The sequence below is a fragment of the Nocardia sp. NPDC050718 genome (assembly GCF_040654235.1).
Taxonomy (GTDB): Bacteria; Actinomycetota; Actinomycetes; order Mycobacteriales; family Mycobacteriaceae; genus Nocardia.
In genome coordinates this window covers 1,488,233-1,502,939 of record NZ_JBFAHQ010000001.1, presented here as the reverse complement: position 1 = coordinate 1,502,939, position 14,707 = coordinate 1,488,233, and the positions used below count along the sequence as shown (strand labels likewise).

Genomic DNA, 14,707 nt, shown 5'->3' with positions numbered 1-14,707 from the left:
CACAGCCTAAGCGGTGGGGGTAGCCGATTGATTTCGCGGCGAATTCCGGCAAAGTTGCTGGTCATTTGCCACAGCACATAACAAGATCAAAACGAAAGGCGGGTGCGGAGTGTAACGGAAGGGTGACGGCGGGTTGACCACCGGCGAGTGCGGCGTGTCTAATCACAGACATGTCATTCCGGTCACCGCGATAGGGCATAGCGCGGGGGCGTTTGCGAGAGGGTGTTGGCTCGCCGGAAGACAGGTTCGGGGAAGCCCGCGAGACTACATCGCGGTGTTCGGCCGTCGGGGTCCGCGTTGGCCCGGCGGAAAGAATCTTTCTGCGCTAACACATAGTGAGGAGGCGGAACGATGACCGAAGACATGGTCTCGCCGACCGATTCCACAGCAGGCGCAGCTCACGCTGTCTGCGCCGACACGAGCTGGCCGGAACCGGACGTGGTAAGCGAAGTCGCGGCCCCCCGGCTGAGTCTGGTCGTGACGGGCTTCGACGAGATGTTCGAGTCCATCGAAGAGCAGTGGCAGGAGCGCGCTCTGTGCGCTCAGACAGACCCCGAGGCGTTCTTCCCCGAGAAGGGCGGCTCGACCCGTGAGGCCAAGCGCATCTGCCTGGGCTGCGAGGTGCGCGATCAGTGCCTGGAATACGCACTGGCGCACGACGAACGTTTCGGTATCTGGGGCGGTCTCTCGGAACGAGAGCGTCGCAGGCTGAAGCGCGGAATCGGCTGAGAGAATGTTCGAAAGTAGACTCTGAGGCTCCAGCCCGGAGCACGCAGGCGCAGTACGTCGGTGCTTCGGGCGCACGCCCAGTAGTCGCGCCGTCCCCAGGCTCGACGGGCACGACCAGGTGCACGCGAGAAAGGTGGACGACTCCCATGGCACGTTCCCGGCGTCATACCCCGGCGCCCACCGCCCGCTCGGTGACCCGCCGCGGCCGTGGTGTCCGTGGACCCATGCTCCCGCCCACCGTTCCCGCGTGGCGCACGAGGGGGCAGAAATTCGACCGGCTGGTGCTCGAGGCCTTCGCCCCGCTGGACACCCGCTGGCACGATCGCCTCACCAAGCTCGACATCGCCGTCGACGACGTACCGAAAATCCGTCCGCTGCACCCTGATTCGGTCACCTGGCCGGACGAGGTGGTGGCCGACGGGCCGGTGCCGCTGTCGCGGTTGATCCCCGCGGGCGTCGACCGGCACGGCGCGGCCACCCGCGCCAGGGTGGTGCTGTTCCGCAAGCCGCTGGAGCTGCGCGCCGCCGATCCGGACGATCTCGTCGAACTGCTGCGCGAGGTCCTCGTCCAGCAGATCGCCACCTATCTCGGCGTCGACCCGGACCTGATCGATCCCGAGCCCGAATAACGACCCGCCGATAACGGGACGTATCACCGCGTGTCCGTATCCACTTTTGCGGGCCGGAGGGCTAATCTCGACGTCGTGATCCCCATGCGTCGTTGCTGCCGACCCGGCTGCAAGAACCCGGCTGTAGCGACGCTGACGTATGTGTACTCCGACTCGACCGCCGTCGTCGGACCACTGGCCACCGTCGCCGAACCGCACTCCTGGGATCTGTGCGAGACCCACGCCTGCCGCATCACCGCCCCCAAGGGCTGGGAACTGGTGCGCCACGAAGGCGGATTCTCCTCGAGCACACCCGACGACGACGATCTGACCGCCCTGGCCGAGGCCGTGCGCGAAGCGGGCCTGCGCCGCCGCCCCGCCGACGCCGATCAGCCCGGCTACCGCGACAGCTCGACCCCGCCGCCGCGCACCACGCGGACCGGCCGCCGCGGCCATCTGCGCGTCCTCCCCGACCCGTAGGCCGTCCGCTCCTCGCGAAACCGGACCGGAAATCCGCTGGTCACCGTCCCCGCGCCCAGGTACATGCGAAACCACCGGGCGCGCACCACTAGGGTGAGAGCCATGACGACTGTCGCGCGCTCCGGCGAACTCGTGAACGCCGTGATCAAGGCTTATGACGTCCGCGGAGTGGTGGGCGAACAGATCGACGCGGAATTCGTCGGGGATGTCGGCGCCTCCTTCGCCCGGCTGATGCGCGCCGAAGGCGCGACCCGGGTCGTGATCGGCCACGACATGCGCGAGTCCTCCCCCGACCTGTCGGCGGCCTTCGCCGCGGGCGTGCGGGCCCAGGGCCTTGACGTGGTGCACATCGGCCTGGCCTCGACCGACCAGCTCTACTTCGCCTCGGGCAAGCTCGGCTGCCCCGGCGCCATGTTCACCGCCAGCCACAATCCGGCCCGCTACAACGGCATCAAGCTGTGTCGCGCGAACGCGCTGCCGGTCGGCCAGGACACCGGGCTGGCCACCATCTCGGCCGAGATCGTCGCCGGCGTGCCCGCCTTCGACGGCACGCCAGGCACCGAGACGAGCACCGACCTGCTGGCCGACTACGCGAGCTTCCTGCGCGAGCTGGTCGACCTCGACGACATCCGCCCGCTGACCATCGCGGTCGACGCGGGCAACGGCATGGGCGGCCACACCGTGCCCGCCGTCCTCGGCACGCTCGGCCCGGTCACCATCGTGCCGCTGTACTTCGAACTCGACGGCTCGTTCCCCAACCACGAGGCCAACCCGCTCGACCCGAAGAACCTGGTCGACCTGCAGGAGCTGGTGCGCCGCAGCGGCGCCGACATCGGCCTGGCCTTCGACGGCGACGCCGACCGCTGCTTCGTCGTCGACGAGCGCGGCGAGCCGGTCTCCCCGTCCGCGATCACCGCGCTGGTGGCCCAGCGCGAGCTCGCCAAGGAGCCGGGCGCGACGATCATCCACAACCTGATCACCTCGCGCGCGGTGCCCGAGCTGGTGGAGGAGCTGGGCGGCAAGCCGGTGCGCACTCGCGTCGGTCACTCGTTCATCAAGCAGGAGATGGCGTCGGAGGGCGCGGTCTTCGGCGGCGAGCACTCCGCGCACTACTACTTCCGCGATTTCTGGGGTGCCGATTCGGGCATGCTGGCCGCGCTGCACGTGCTGGCCGCCCTCGGTGAGGGTCCGCGTCCGGTCTCGGAGCTGATGGCCGCCTACGACGTCTACGCCGCCTCCGGCGAGATCAACTCGACCGTGGCCGACGCCGCCGAGCGCACCGCCGCGGTGCTCGCCGCGTTCGCCGACCGGACCGTCTCGGTGGACCGCCTCGACGGCGTCACCGTCGACCTCGGCGACCACGCCTGGTTCAATCTGCGCGCCTCGAATACCGAACCGCTGCTTCGACTCAACGTCGAAGCCGGATCGCAGGCCGAAGTAAACGCACTCGTGACCGAGATTCTGAGCATCGTCCGCGCCTGACTGGGAAAATGAAACCAGTACCGGTGCCGACTGGAATAGTGGAATCACAGACCTGGTATTCGCCGACGGCTCGCCGGCAGACGACACAGCGCGATGAGGGGAGGTGGGATCGGCGATGATCGCTGGCACACCCGTATTCGACCTCGACGATGCCGCGTCGCTGGAGGCGGCCGATACCGGCGGCGCCTTGCGTTCGGCGGCTTCGGGCGGTGCGCAGGTCCGCGCCACGGCCGCGGCGGTGGCCGAAACCTCGCTCACCGAACGCCTCGCCGAGCTGCGTCCGCGCAGCCTGGTCCTCGTCTCCGGTTCGGGCCGGGCGGCCCGCGCCGCCGGCCTGCTGGTCGCCACCCTCGGCGACCGGGCCGGGCTACCGATCGTGCCCGTCACCGCGCTGCCGCCGTGGGTCGGTCCGCTCGACGTGGTGCTGGTGGCAGGCGACGACGCGGGCGACCCGCGCCTGATCGATGCCGTCGACCGCGCGCTGCGCCGCAGTGCCGAGGTCATCGTCGCCGCGCCCAACGAGGGTCCGCTGCGCGCGGTGGCCGCCGGTCGCGCGACCGTGCTCGAACCGCGCGTGCCCGTCCTCGACCACAACCGGCTGCTGCGCTTCCTCGCCGTCGGCATCGCGGTGCTGCGCGGGGTCGACGCCCAGCGCAGCGTGCCCGCCACCCCCGACCTGACCGAACTGGCCGACATGCTCGACGCCGAGGCGCTGCGCGACGGCCCGCACAACGAGGTCTTCCACAATCCGGCCAAGACGCTGGCCGCGCGGATGCACGGGGTCGGCGTCGTCCTCGCCGGGGATTCCCCCGCCGCGGTCGAGCTGGCCGGGCACGGCGCCGAGGTGCTGCTGCAGTCGGCGGGCAGGCTCGCCGCGGCCGCCGATCTGGCCGACACGGTCGCCGCCGTCGGGCGGCTGGCCGAGGCGGCCGGTGGCGCCGCACCGGGTTTCGATCCGCTCTTCCACGACGAGGAACTCGACGGTCCGGCCCCGGTCGACCGGGTGCGGGTGCTCGCGCTGAGCGTGCATCCCGATCAGGCCGCCGCCCGGCGCAAGCTCGCGGTGTTCGACGGTGTCGGCGGCGGGCTCGTCGACGCCGATCTGGTGCACGCCGACGTCGACGTGCTGCAGACCCAGCTGGCCGAGCCGGGGTCGGCCCCGACCACGGACAGCGCCGCCGCCACCTCCGCCGCAGGGGGCGGACACGGCAGCGAGATCGAGCAGCTGGCGGTGCTGGCCTTGCGCCTGGACATGGCGGCTGCCTATCTCCGGCTGACGGGGGCGCGCGGCCCGGCCGCGCCCGGCCCGGACCCATACCACGACGGGGGACGCTACTAGTGCAGGAACTCGTTGGTGCGCTGCGTTCCTACGCCTGGGGATCGCGCACCGCGCTCGCTCAGTTGTGCGGTCGGCCGGTGCCGTCGGCGCATCCGGAAGCCGAACTGTGGTTCGGCGCCCATCCCGCCGACCCGGCCCACGTGAAGGTCGCCGACGGCACCCGCTCGTTGCTCGAGGTCGTCGCCGCCGACCCGGCGCGAGAACTGGGCGCCGTCGCCGACACCTTCGGCACCCGGCTGCCGTTCCTGCTGAAGATCCTCGCCGCCGAGGAACCGCTGTCGCTGCAGGCCCACCCCAGCTCGGCGCAGGCGCGAGCCGGCTTCGAACGGGAGAACCGCACCGGGGTGCCGCTGGACTCGCCCATGCGCAACTACCGCGACGACAGCCACAAGCCCGAACTCGTGGTGGCGCTGGGCCGGTTCGAGGCGCTGGCCGGATTCCGCGACCCGCACCGCACCGTCGACCTGCTGCGTGCCCTGGACGTGCCCGGCCTCAACATCTACGGCGAACTGCTTGCCGCCCAGCCCGATTCGGCCGGGCTGCGCACACTGTTCACCACCTGGATCACGCTGCCCGCGGCGGCGCTGTCGGCGCTGCTGCCCGCGGTGCTCGAGGGCTGCGTGCGCTACCTGTCCGGCAAGGGCGATCGCGCCTTCACCGCCGAGGTGCGCACCGCGCTGGAGCTGGCCGAGGCCTACCCCGGCGACGCGGGCGTGCTGGCCGCGCTGCTGCTGAACCGGCTGACGCTGGAGCCGGGCCAGGCCCTCTACCTCGACGCGGGCAACCTGCACGCCTACCTGCGTGGCGTCGGCGTGGAGATCATGGCCAACTCCGACAACGTGTTGCGCGGCGGCCTCACCCCCAAGCACGTCGACGTGCCGGAACTGCTGCGGGTGCTCGACTTCGAGCCGATCGACCTGCCGGTGATCGAACCGGAGCTCGGTGCCGACGGTGGCGTCCGGTATCGCACGCCCGCACCGGAGTTCGCGCTGTGCCGGTTCGATCTGTCCGCCGACGCCGAGCCGGTGGCGCTGGCCGACGCCGGGCCCGGCATCGTGCTGTGCACCGAGGGCACCGTCGAGCTGTCCCAGAACGGGCGCGCGCTCACCATCGCTTGCGGCAGCGCGGCGTGGATCTCCGCGGCCGACACCGAGATCAAGGCCCGCGCGATCGGCGGGGCCGCGCAGCTGTTCAGCGCCTGCGTCGGCGCCGGGAACTGACGCCGAAGCGCACTTTTCACTCCCCTCCCTCTAGGCTGTTGCGGGCACAAGCGTGTACAGCGGAGAGAAGGGCGGGCCGGGTATGTCGGCTGGTGGTGGCAAGAAGGCGATCATCGCCGCGTTGACGGCCAACGCGGGAATCGCGGTGTCGAAGTTCGTCGGCGCCGCGATCACCGGATCGGCGTCGATGATGGCGGAGGCGGTGCACTCGGTCGCCGACACGGCCAACCAGGGTCTGCTGCTCTACGGTCAGCGCGCGGCGGCCAAGGACGCCGACGAGCTGCATCAGTTCGGGTACGGGCGCAACCGCTACTTCTACTCCTTCGTCGTCGCCCTGGTGCTGTTCACCCTCGGCTCGGTGTACGCGATCTACGAGGGCATCCACAAGGTCCAGCATCCCGAGGAACTGAGTCAGCCGATCGTCGCGATCGTCATCCTCGGCATCGCGATCGGCTTGGAGACCTTCAGTTTCATCACCGCGGTCCGCGAGTCCAGGCCGCTCAAGGGCGACGCCAGCTGGTGGCGGTTCATCCGCAACTCGCGCAGCCCCGAGCTGCCGGTGGTGCTGCTCGAGGACACCGGCGCGCTCATCGGTCTGGTGATCGCGTTCGGCGCGGTCGGCCTGACCATGATCACCGATGATCCGATCTTCGACGGCATCGGCACCCTGGCCATCGGTGTGCTGCTCGGCGTCATCGCGGTCGTGCTGATCGTGGAGATGAAGAGCCTGCTGATCGGCGAGGGCGCGACCCCGGAGCAGGACGACGCCATCCGCGCCAACCTGGTCGACGGCGCGAAGATCACCTCGGTGATCCACCTCAAGACCGAGTACCTGGGCCCGGAGGAGATGCTGGTCGCCGCCAAGGTCGCGATCGCGCCGGACCTCGACATCGCCGAGATCGCCGAGGCCATCGACTCCGCCGAGGTGCGGGTGCGCGCCGCGGTGCCCACCGCGCGGCTGATCTACCTGGAGCCCGATCTGTACCGGACCCAGTCCGTCTGATCCGTCCGGCGCACCGAATCGCCGTCGTCCCACCCGGGACGGCGGCGATTCGCGTCGGTCGACACGTCCTCGCGCCGGGGTGGTCCGGCGCGGTCGAGCGGGTACGGTTCGGTGCCATGGCCGGTGCGGGTGGAGAGAGCAAGATCGCGATCGTCGCCGCGCTGGCGGCGAACGCGGGCATCATGACCGCGAAGTTCATCGGCGCGTTCATCACCGGCTCGTCGTCGATGCTCGCCGAGGCCGTGCACTCGGTGGCCGACACCGCCAACGAGGCGCTGCTGCTGGTCGGGCAGCATCGGGCGGGCCGGGACCCGGACACGCTGCACCCGTTCGGGTATTCGCGCAACCGGTACTTCTATTCGTTCGTCGTCGCGCTGGTGCTGTTCACCATGGGCTCGCTGTTCGCGGTGAACGAGGCGATCCACAAGATCATGTCGCCGCACGGGATCGAGTCGCCGTCGGTCGCGATCGTGATCCTGCTGGTGTCGATGGTGCTCGAGGGCTTCAGTTTCCGCACCGCGCGCAAGCAGTCCGCGCCGTTGAAGGGCGAGCGCGGCTGGTGGCATTTCATCCGCACCACCCGCAATCCCGAGCTGCCGGTGGTGCTGCTCGAGGACCTGGGCGCGCTGATCGGCCTGGTATTCGCGCTGGCCGGGGTGAGCCTGACGATGCTCACCGGCAACGGGGTGTGGGACGGCATCGGCACCCTGTTGATCGGCCTGCTGCTCGGCGTGAACGCGATCGTGCTGATCGTCGAGACCAAGAGCCTGCTCATCGGCGAGGGCGCCACGGCCAAGGAGGACACCGCGATTCGCGGCGCCCTGCTCGCCGATCCCCGCATCGTGCGGGTCGTCCGGATCCAGACCCAGTACCTCGGCCCGGAGGATCTGCTGGTGAACGCCAAGATCGCGATGCGCCCCGGGCTCGACATCAGCGAGGTGGGCGCCGCCATCGACGACGCCGACCACCGCATCCGGGTGGCAGCGCCACACGTCTGCACCGTCTACCTGGAACCCGACGTCTTCCGGCCCGAATCGGCCCGCGCGACACCCTGATTCAGTGGTAGGCGGGGGCCGCGCCGCGCAGGAGGTCCAGCGGGTCGGTGACGATGCCGAAGCGGGTGCGCAGCAGGTGGCGGGCGGCGTGCAGGCCGGGCATGCCGTGCACGCCGGGGCCGGGTGGGGTCGACGACGAGCACAGGTAGGTGCCGGGGATCGGGGTGGCGTAGGGGTTCCAGCGGGCCAGCGGGCGGAAGGCGGTCTGGCGCAGGGTCATCGCGCCCGCGGAGATGTCGCCGCCGACATAGTTGGCGTTGTGCGCGGGCATGAAGGCCGCCGGGGTCACGTGTTTCGCCAGGATCAGCTCGCGGAAGCCGGGGGCGAACCGCTCGACCTGGGCGATCACGGTCTCACTGATATCGCGGTCGGAGCCGTTGGGGACGTGGGCGTAGGTGTAGAAGGTGTGCTTTCCAGCGGGGGCCCGGGTGGGGTCGACGACACCGGGCTGGATCGCCAGCACATACGGTCGCTCCGCGAATTCGCCCGCGGCGACACGGCGTTCGGCCCGCATCGCCTCGGCGCGGGTGCCGACCAGGTGCAGGGTGCCCGCCAGCTCGCAGCCGGGCGCGGTCCACGGCACCGGACCCGACAGCGCGAAGTCGACCTTGCAGGCGGCCCCGCCGTAGCGGAACCGGCCGAGGCGCTCGCGATACCGCGAGGGCAGGCGATCCCCGGCGATGCGCAGGAGTTCGGCGGGCGAGGTGTCGAACAGCACGGCGCGCGCCCGCGCGAGTTCCGCGAAGTCGTCGACCCGGTGTCCGGTGACGATCTCGCCGCCGAGCCGTTCCAGCTCGGCGATCAGCGCGTTCGGGATCGCCTGGCTGCCGCCGCGCGGAATCACCCAGCCGCCCGCGTGGGCCAGGGTGCCGAGCAGCAGGGCGGCACCGACCGCGGGCAGCGCGCGCGGCGGGGTGATCGCATGGGCGGCGACGCCGGTCAGCAGCGCGGGCGCGACCTCGTCGTGGAAGCGGTTGTTCCACAGGGGCGAACCCTGTTCGAGCAGGCGCAGGCCGAAGCGGACGGCGGTGGGAATCCGGGTCGGCGGATGCCGCAGATCCGACATGGCCAGGTCGACCACGTCGGGCCAGTGCTCGACCAGCGGACCGAACAGCGCACGCCAGGCCGGACCGTCGCGCCCCAGGTCGGCGATCGTGGATTCGAGGTTGCGCCACGCCAACCCGGCGCTGCCGCCGTCGAGCGGGTGCGCGTAGGAGATGGTGGGGGTCAGCAGGTCGACGCCGTGCGCCGGGAGGTCGAACGCGCGAAAGAAGGGCGAGGCCAACGCCATCGGATGGGCGCCGGCGCAGATGTCGTGGTGGAAGCCCGGCAGGGTGAGCTCGGCGGTCCGTGACCCGCCGCCCGGCTGTTCCTGAGCCTCGAGCACCCGCACCGAGAGCCCGGCGCGCGCCGCGATCACCGCCGCGGCCAAGCCGTTGGGCCCCGACCCGACTACCACGACCTCAGCCATCCGCTGTCCCTTCGCCCTCGGCCGCCGCGGGCGACCTGCGCCGTCGACTCCAACCTACGCGGCGCGCGGACCGCGGCCGACGAGTCGTCGGTCACCTCAGGCGAACGCGGCCCAGCTCTCGACCAGCAGGGCGATCCGCCGCTCGCGCAGCTCGGGGCGCAGCCTGCCGCTGCGTTCCAGCGTGGCGATGCCGTGCATGGAAGCCCAGGCCACCTCGGTGCGCGCGCCGAGTTCGTCGCCCTCGGCGCCCGAGCTGAACATCGCCTCGAGGCCGGCGAAGGCGTCGCGCAGCGGCTGCGGGGCGTCCAGGCCGAAGGTGAGATCGGTGGTGAGCACGAAGATCGCGTCGTAGCGGGCCGGGTTGGCGGCGGCGAAGTCGAGGTAGGCGCGGGCGACCTTGTCGAACATCTCGGTGCGGTCGGTCGCGCTCTCCCTGGCCAGGCGCACCTGCTCGGCCAGTTCCACGCAGCCCTGCAGAGCGACGGCGCCGACGATGGCGGCCTTGTTGGCGAAGTGGCTGTAGAGCACCGGCTGGCTGTACTCGATGCGGTCGGCCAGTTTGCGGATGGTGACCGCGTCCCAGCCCTCCGCCTCGGCCAGCTCCCTGGCCGTGTCGATGATCTGCTGATGTCGCTGGGCGCGTTCGCGTTCCCTACGGGTTTGCGTGCTCATGCTCGAAATTCTAGCAACGCTAGACAAGAGAGCGGGGCGCACGCTATCGTTCTCTCATCACCTAGCAACGCTAGATTTCAGAGCAGAGCAATACAGACCAGGAGCACACCATGACCGTCTCGCGCACCGCCACCGCCCTCTCCGCACTCGGCGCGGCGTTCATCCTCTACATCGGCCTGAGCTACCTGATCACCCCGGAAACCATCGCCACTGGCTTCGGCCTGCCCACCTGGCCCCAGGGCGACGCGGTGGCCTTCCTGAATCTCAAGGGCGTGCGCGATACCGTCAGCGGCCTCCTGATCATCGCGCTGCTGGCCGCCCGCCAGCGCTTCGCGCTCGGCATCACGATGCTGGTGCTGGCCCTGATCCCGGCCGGCGACATGCTCACGGTGCTGAGCTGGGACGGCTCCCCCGCCGCCGCCTTCGGCATCCACGGCTTCACGGCCGTGCTCGTCGCCCTGGCCGGCGGACTGCTGCTCCGCGAGCACCGCACCGGCACCAACACCACCGTCGACCAGCGGGTCGCCGTCGCGGCGTGACGCCGGTCACTATGCGATGAATACCGCGCCGCCCCACCGTCTTCACCGACAACGAGCAACCACCGAGGAGGAACCACCATGGCGAACGCACCGCACGGCCCCGCGTCCTACTTCCCCACCATCGAGGCCAAGTACGGCCGCACCGTCGACGAGTGGCTGACCCTCCTCGGCGCGGCCACGGAGACCAAGCACGCGGCGCTGGTGACCTGGCTCAAGACCGAGCACGGTCTCGGCCACGGGCACGCGACCGCCCTGGTGCAGTACCACCTGAACCCGGACAAGTGGGCGCGCGCCTGATCCCGCGCCCACCGGAAGGCCCCGCGAGCACCGCGGGGCCTTTCGCGTCGGTCACGACACCGGAACGGGTTTCGGCTCCGGTTCCGCGACGTCGACCGGATGGTCGTCGACCATCGTCTCCTCGTCGAAGGGCAGTTCGCGATCGAGGACCCGGCGGGCGCGATCGGCGTCGACGGTCTTGGTCCAGGTGCCGATGAGCAGGGTGGCGACCGCGTTGCCCGAGAAGTTCGTCAGCGCACGGGCTTCGGACATGAAGCGGTCGATGCCGACGATCAGGCCGACACCGTCGAGCAGTTCCGGACGGTGACTCTGCAGGCCACCGGCGAGCGTGGCCAGGCCCGCGCCGGTGACCCCCGCGGCGCCCTTGGACGCGATGATCATGAACAGCAGCAGGCCGATCTGCTCCCCCAGGCTCAGCGGCTTGCCCATCGCGTCGGCGATGAAGATCGAGGCCATGGTCAGGTAGATCGCGGTGCCGTCGAGATTGAACGAATATCCCGTCGGCACAACGACACCCACCGTCGTGCGCTCCACGCCCGCGTGCTCCATCTTCGCCACCAGCCGGGGCAGCGCCGACTCCGAGGACGAGGTCGCCACGATCAGCAGGTACTCGCGCGCCAGATACCGGCACAGCTTCAGGATCGACATCCCCGAGACCAGGCGCAGCACCACCCCGAGCACGCCGAAGACGAACACCAGGCAGGTCAGGTAGAACGCGATCATCAGCGTCGCCAGCTGCACGACCGCCGACCAGCCGGTGCGGCCCACAACGTTGGCGATCGCGCCGAACGCGCCGATCGGGGCCAGCCACAGGATCATCGACAGGATCCGGAACACCAGCTTCTGCCCGAGCGCGACCGCCCGCAGGATCGGCGCGCCCGCCTCCCCCATCGCCTGCACCGCGAACCCGACCAGCAGCGCGACGAACAGCGCCTGCAGCACGCTGCCCGCGGTCAGCGACGACACCAGCGTCGTCGGCACGATGGCCTGGATGAAGTCCCAGGTGCCGCCCGCGCCGTGCGCCTGCTCGGCGTACTTCGCGCCAGCGCCCGCGGTGCCGGCGCCCAGTCCGGTGCCCGGCTCGATCAGGTTCCCGACGACGAGCCCGATGCCGAGCGCGACCGTCGACATCGCCAGGAAATAGGCGATGGCCAGGCCACCGACCTTGCCGACGGTGGCGGCCGCGCGCACCGATCCGATGCCCAGGACGATCGTGCAGAAGATGACGGGTGCGATCATCATCTTGATCAGGTTCACGAACAGGGTGCCCAGCGGCGCCAGCGACTGACCGAATTCCGGCGCCAGCCGGCCGACCAGGATGCCCGCAAGGACCGCGAAGATCACCGCGATGTACAGCCAATGGGTATGGTCGCGTTTCCGCGATGGTGCGGCGGTTGTGCTCATGGCGCACAATCATCCGGAACCACTGTGACTCCCATCACATTTGGTGCATAACGTTCAAGACGAGGTCGGAGGGCAAGATGCGACGAGTGCGGCTGTCGCTCGCCGGGCAGGCCTTCGTCTGGCAGCTGGTGGTGCTGGCCCTGATGATCGGGACCGGGACCATCCTGGCGGTCCTCGACGCCCGCCACGACCACGACGTGGCCACCGAACTGCAGGTCCGCGACGTGGCGGTGACCGTGGCGCGCGCACCGTCGACGCTGGCCGCGGTCAACTCGCCCTACCCCAGCGGACTGCTGCAACCCACCACCGAGCGCATCCGCGTCGACACCGGCATGGACTTCATCGTGGTGATGGCGCCGGATCGCACCCGCTACACCCACACCAATCCCGACATGATCGGCAAACCGTTCACCGGCAGCATCGACGCGGCCCTGGCCGGGCAGACGCTCACCGAGACCTTCACCGGTTCGCTCGGACCGTCGATCCGCGCGGTCACCCCGGTCTACGACAGCGGCCGGGTGGTCGCGCTGGTCTCGGCCGGGGTCACCAGGGCCAGGATCGGCACCCAGGTGGCCTCGCAGGTGCCGGTGATCCTCGGCGTCTCCGCGGCCGGGCTCGCGCTGGCCGCGTGCTCGTCGTTTCTGATCAGCCGCAGACTGCGCCGCCAGACCCACGGCCTGGCCCCCGACGAGCTGCGCGCGCTCTACGAGCACCACGACGCGGTCCTGCACTCGGTGCACGAGGGCCTGGTGGTGTTCGGGACCGCGCCGGGGCCCGCCGAGGTGGTCAACGATCAGGCGCGCACCCTGCTCGACCTGCCCGACGGCCCGGTGCACCGCACCGACCTGCCGACCTCGCTGCAGCAGATGCGCTGGGGCGTGGTGCGCGACGAGACGCACGTGACCACCGACCGGGTGCTGCTGGTCAACCAGGACGTGGTCAGCTGGGAGGGCCGCCCGATCGGCACCGTGCTGACCATCCGCGATCAGACCGAACTGCGCGCGGTGCTCGGCGAGCTCGACTCGGTGCGCGGGTTCGCCGAGTCGCTGCGGGCGCAGGCGCACGAGGCGGCCAACAAGCTGCACACCGTCGTCACCATGGTCGAGCTGGGCCGCCCGGAGGAGGCCGTCGCCTTCGCCACCGCGGAGTTGCGGCTCTCGCAGGTCCTGATCGACCGGCTGCTGTCCGCCGTCGGGGACGCGGCGCTGGCCGCGCTGCTGCTGGGCAAGGTCGACCAGGCCGCCGAGCGCGGGGTGAGCCTGGCGATCAGCGAGGACACCGCGCTGGACTCCACCGATCCGCTCTCGGCGCAGGAGACGGTGACGCTGGTCGGCAACCTGGTCGACAACGCGATCGACGCCGCGGCGGGCACCGTCGACAAGCGGGTCGAGGTGTCGGTGTTCCACTGTGACGGCGAGCTGGTGGTCCGGGTCGCCGACAGCGGACCCGGCATGTCGGCGCAGATGTTCTCGCGGGCCGCCGAACGCGGCTACACCACCAAGACCGACCACGCCGGACTCGGCCTGGCACTCGTGCACCGCCTCGTCGATCGGCACGGCGGCGCCATCACCACCACGGCCGCACCACACAGCGCGGTCAACGTTCGCATTCCGCTGAGGGAGAAGACATGATCCGGGTCCTGATCGTCGAGGACGAGCCGTTGATCGCCCAGGCCCACCGGGCCTATCTCGAGCGGCTCGACGGGTTCGTCACCGGCGGCGTCGCGCACACCGGTCGCGACGCGCTCACCCTGGCCGCCGAGGCGATCGCGGACAGCAACCCGTTCCACCTGGTGCTGATGGACATCGGTCTGCCCGACATCAGCGGACTCGAGGTGGCCGCCGCGCTCAACGGTCTCGAACCGCGGCCGGACGTCATCGCGATCACCTCCGCCCGCGAGCTGACCATGGTGCGCAATGCCGTGGCACACGGCGTGGTGCTGTATCTGCTCAAGCCGTTCACCTTCGCCGCGTTCCGCGAGAAGCTGGAGCGCTACCGCGATTTCGACACCGCGCTCCCCGCGGGCGAGGCCGCCCTGTCGCAGTACGACATCGACCGCGCTCTCGGCGCCCTGCGCACCGCGGACCAGCGGGCCGGCGCGCCGAAAGGCGTGGTGCAGCACACGCTCGAGGAGGTCTCGCGGGCCGTGCGCTCGGCCGAGTCCGGCATCACCGCGACCGATGCCGCCGCGGCCGTCGGCGTCTCCCGTATCACCGCGTGGCGCTACCTGGAGAAGCTCGCCGACGACGGATTGGCCGAGCGCCGAGCCGATTACGGCCGCGCCGGCCGCCCCAAGACCCGCTACCGCTGGCGCGCCGGCGCGTAGACCGCCGGGCACGGGGAGCCGTTTCACGCGGTCGGGTGTCGACGGCCGACGCAGCTCGAGCACCTGCCCGCAGCGGTCATCC

Annotated in this window: 15 protein-coding genes; 12 read left to right on the top strand and 3 right to left on the bottom strand. The window is 70.5% G+C overall.

The window, feature by feature from the left end:
• Positions 1-495: 495 nt before the first annotated feature.
• From AB0H54_RS07025 to AB0H54_RS06990, 8 genes are all read left to right on the top strand, one after another.
• Positions 496-729: a WhiB family transcriptional regulator gene (locus AB0H54_RS07025; protein ID WP_133733920.1), complete on the top strand. Its 234-nt coding sequence runs from the start codon at positions 496-498 to the stop codon at positions 727-729.
• Positions 730-875: 146 nt separating this feature from the next.
• A complete protein-coding gene (locus AB0H54_RS07020) occupies positions 876-1,358 on the top strand; it encodes a metallopeptidase family protein (protein ID WP_218718623.1) in 483 nt (160 codons plus the stop codon).
• A gap of 84 nt (positions 1,359-1,442) precedes the next feature.
• Entirely contained in the window at positions 1,443-1,817 is a 375-nt protein-coding gene (locus AB0H54_RS07015) for a DUF3499 domain-containing protein (protein WP_355276550.1), read from the top strand.
• Positions 1,818-1,919: 102 nt separating this feature from the next.
• Entirely contained in the window at positions 1,920-3,299 is a 1,380-nt protein-coding gene (locus AB0H54_RS07010) for a phosphomannomutase/phosphoglucomutase (RefSeq protein WP_357343386.1), read from the top strand.
• A 115-nt stretch (positions 3,300-3,414) separates the two neighbouring features.
• Complete coding sequence (locus tag AB0H54_RS07005) at positions 3,415-4,638, top strand: tobH protein (RefSeq protein ID WP_355276164.1); 1,224 nt, start codon at positions 3,415-3,417, stop codon at positions 4,636-4,638.
• Positions 4,638-5,858, top strand: coding sequence for a mannose-6-phosphate isomerase, class I (manA, locus tag AB0H54_RS07000; protein ID WP_355276166.1), 1,221 nt, complete (start codon positions 4,638-4,640; stop codon positions 5,856-5,858). The genes AB0H54_RS07005 and manA overlap by 1 nt, the downstream gene beginning before the upstream one ends.
• Positions 5,859-5,940: 82 nt before the next feature.
• Positions 5,941-6,861 carry a cation diffusion facilitator family transporter gene (locus tag AB0H54_RS06995; protein ID WP_357343384.1) on the top strand — a complete coding sequence of 307 codons (921 nt, stop codon included), beginning with the start codon at positions 5,941-5,943 and terminating at the stop codon, positions 6,859-6,861.
• A 116-nt stretch (positions 6,862-6,977) separates the two neighbouring features.
• Entirely contained in the window at positions 6,978-7,916 is a 939-nt protein-coding gene (locus AB0H54_RS06990) for a cation transporter (RefSeq protein ID WP_357343382.1), read from the top strand.
• A gap of 1 nt (position 7,917) precedes the next feature.
• On the opposite strand, the gene AB0H54_RS06985 is transcribed toward AB0H54_RS06990, so the two are convergent.
• Positions 7,918-9,387: an NAD(P)/FAD-dependent oxidoreductase gene (locus AB0H54_RS06985; protein WP_357343381.1), complete on the bottom strand. Its 1,470-nt coding sequence runs from the start codon at positions 9,385-9,387 to the stop codon at positions 7,918-7,920.
• A 96-nt stretch (positions 9,388-9,483) separates the two neighbouring features.
• Positions 9,484-10,059 (bottom strand): TetR/AcrR family transcriptional regulator, encoded by a 576-nt coding sequence (locus AB0H54_RS06980; protein ID WP_355276171.1) that lies wholly within the window; start codon positions 10,057-10,059, stop codon positions 9,484-9,486.
• Positions 10,060-10,169: 110 nt separating this feature from the next.
• Between AB0H54_RS06980 and AB0H54_RS06975 the strand changes: the two genes are divergently transcribed.
• Together AB0H54_RS06975 and AB0H54_RS06970 are read left to right on the top strand one after the other, a co-directional pair.
• Positions 10,170-10,598 (top strand): DUF4267 domain-containing protein, encoded by a 429-nt coding sequence (locus tag AB0H54_RS06975; RefSeq protein WP_357343378.1) that lies wholly within the window; start codon positions 10,170-10,172, stop codon positions 10,596-10,598.
• 78 nt (positions 10,599-10,676) lie between these two features.
• Complete coding sequence (locus tag AB0H54_RS06970; protein WP_357343376.1) at positions 10,677-10,895, top strand: DUF4287 domain-containing protein; 219 nt, start codon at positions 10,677-10,679, stop codon at positions 10,893-10,895.
• Positions 10,896-10,946: 51 nt separating this feature from the next.
• On the opposite strand, the gene AB0H54_RS06965 is transcribed toward AB0H54_RS06970, so the two are convergent.
• Positions 10,947-12,299, bottom strand: coding sequence for a cation:dicarboxylase symporter family transporter (locus AB0H54_RS06965; protein WP_357343374.1), 1,353 nt, complete (start codon positions 12,297-12,299; stop codon positions 10,947-10,949).
• Between the two features lie 77 nt (positions 12,300-12,376).
• On the opposite strand from AB0H54_RS06965, the gene AB0H54_RS06960 reads away from it, so the two are divergent.
• Positions 12,377-13,930, top strand: a complete 1,554-nt coding sequence (locus AB0H54_RS06960; RefSeq protein ID WP_357343372.1) for a sensor histidine kinase — start codon at positions 12,377-12,379, stop codon at positions 13,928-13,930.
• Positions 13,927-14,625, top strand: coding sequence for a response regulator (locus tag AB0H54_RS06955; protein WP_357343370.1), 699 nt, complete (start codon positions 13,927-13,929; stop codon positions 14,623-14,625). Before AB0H54_RS06960 ends, AB0H54_RS06955 begins: the two co-directional genes overlap by 4 nt.
• Positions 14,626-14,707: the final 82 nt, after the last annotated feature.

Coding starts and splice junctions, on each gene's coding strand:
- AB0H54_RS07025 (WP_133733920.1), top strand. CDS start 496: ATGTTCGAGTCCATCGAAGAGCAGTGGCAGGAGCGCGCTCTGTGCGCT.
- AB0H54_RS07020 (WP_218718623.1), top strand. CDS start 876: ATGGCACGTTCCCGGCGTCATACCCCGGCGCCCACCGCCCGCTCGGTG.
- AB0H54_RS07015 (WP_355276550.1), top strand. CDS start 1,443: ATGCGTCGTTGCTGCCGACCCGGCTGCAAGAACCCGGCTGTAGCGACG.
- AB0H54_RS07010 (WP_357343386.1), top strand. CDS start 1,920: ATGACGACTGTCGCGCGCTCCGGCGAACTCGTGAACGCCGTGATCAAG.
- AB0H54_RS07005 (WP_355276164.1), top strand. CDS start 3,415: ATGATCGCTGGCACACCCGTATTCGACCTCGACGATGCCGCGTCGCTG.
- AB0H54_RS06995 (WP_357343384.1), top strand. CDS start 5,941: ATGTCGGCTGGTGGTGGCAAGAAGGCGATCATCGCCGCGTTGACGGCC.
- AB0H54_RS06990 (WP_357343382.1), top strand. CDS start 6,978: ATGGCCGGTGCGGGTGGAGAGAGCAAGATCGCGATCGTCGCCGCGCTG.
- AB0H54_RS06985 (WP_357343381.1), bottom strand. CDS start 9,387: ATGGCTGAGGTCGTGGTAGTCGGGTCGGGGCCCAACGGCTTGGCCGCG.
- AB0H54_RS06980 (WP_355276171.1), bottom strand. CDS start 10,059: ATGAGCACGCAAACCCGTAGGGAACGCGAACGCGCCCAGCGACATCAG.
- AB0H54_RS06975 (WP_357343378.1), top strand. CDS start 10,170: ATGACCGTCTCGCGCACCGCCACCGCCCTCTCCGCACTCGGCGCGGCG.
- AB0H54_RS06970 (WP_357343376.1), top strand. CDS start 10,677: ATGGCGAACGCACCGCACGGCCCCGCGTCCTACTTCCCCACCATCGAG.
- AB0H54_RS06965 (WP_357343374.1), bottom strand. CDS start 12,299: ATGAGCACAACCGCCGCACCATCGCGGAAACGCGACCATACCCATTGG.
- AB0H54_RS06960 (WP_357343372.1), top strand. CDS start 12,377: ATGCGACGAGTGCGGCTGTCGCTCGCCGGGCAGGCCTTCGTCTGGCAG.
- AB0H54_RS06955 (WP_357343370.1), top strand. CDS start 13,927: ATGATCCGGGTCCTGATCGTCGAGGACGAGCCGTTGATCGCCCAGGCC.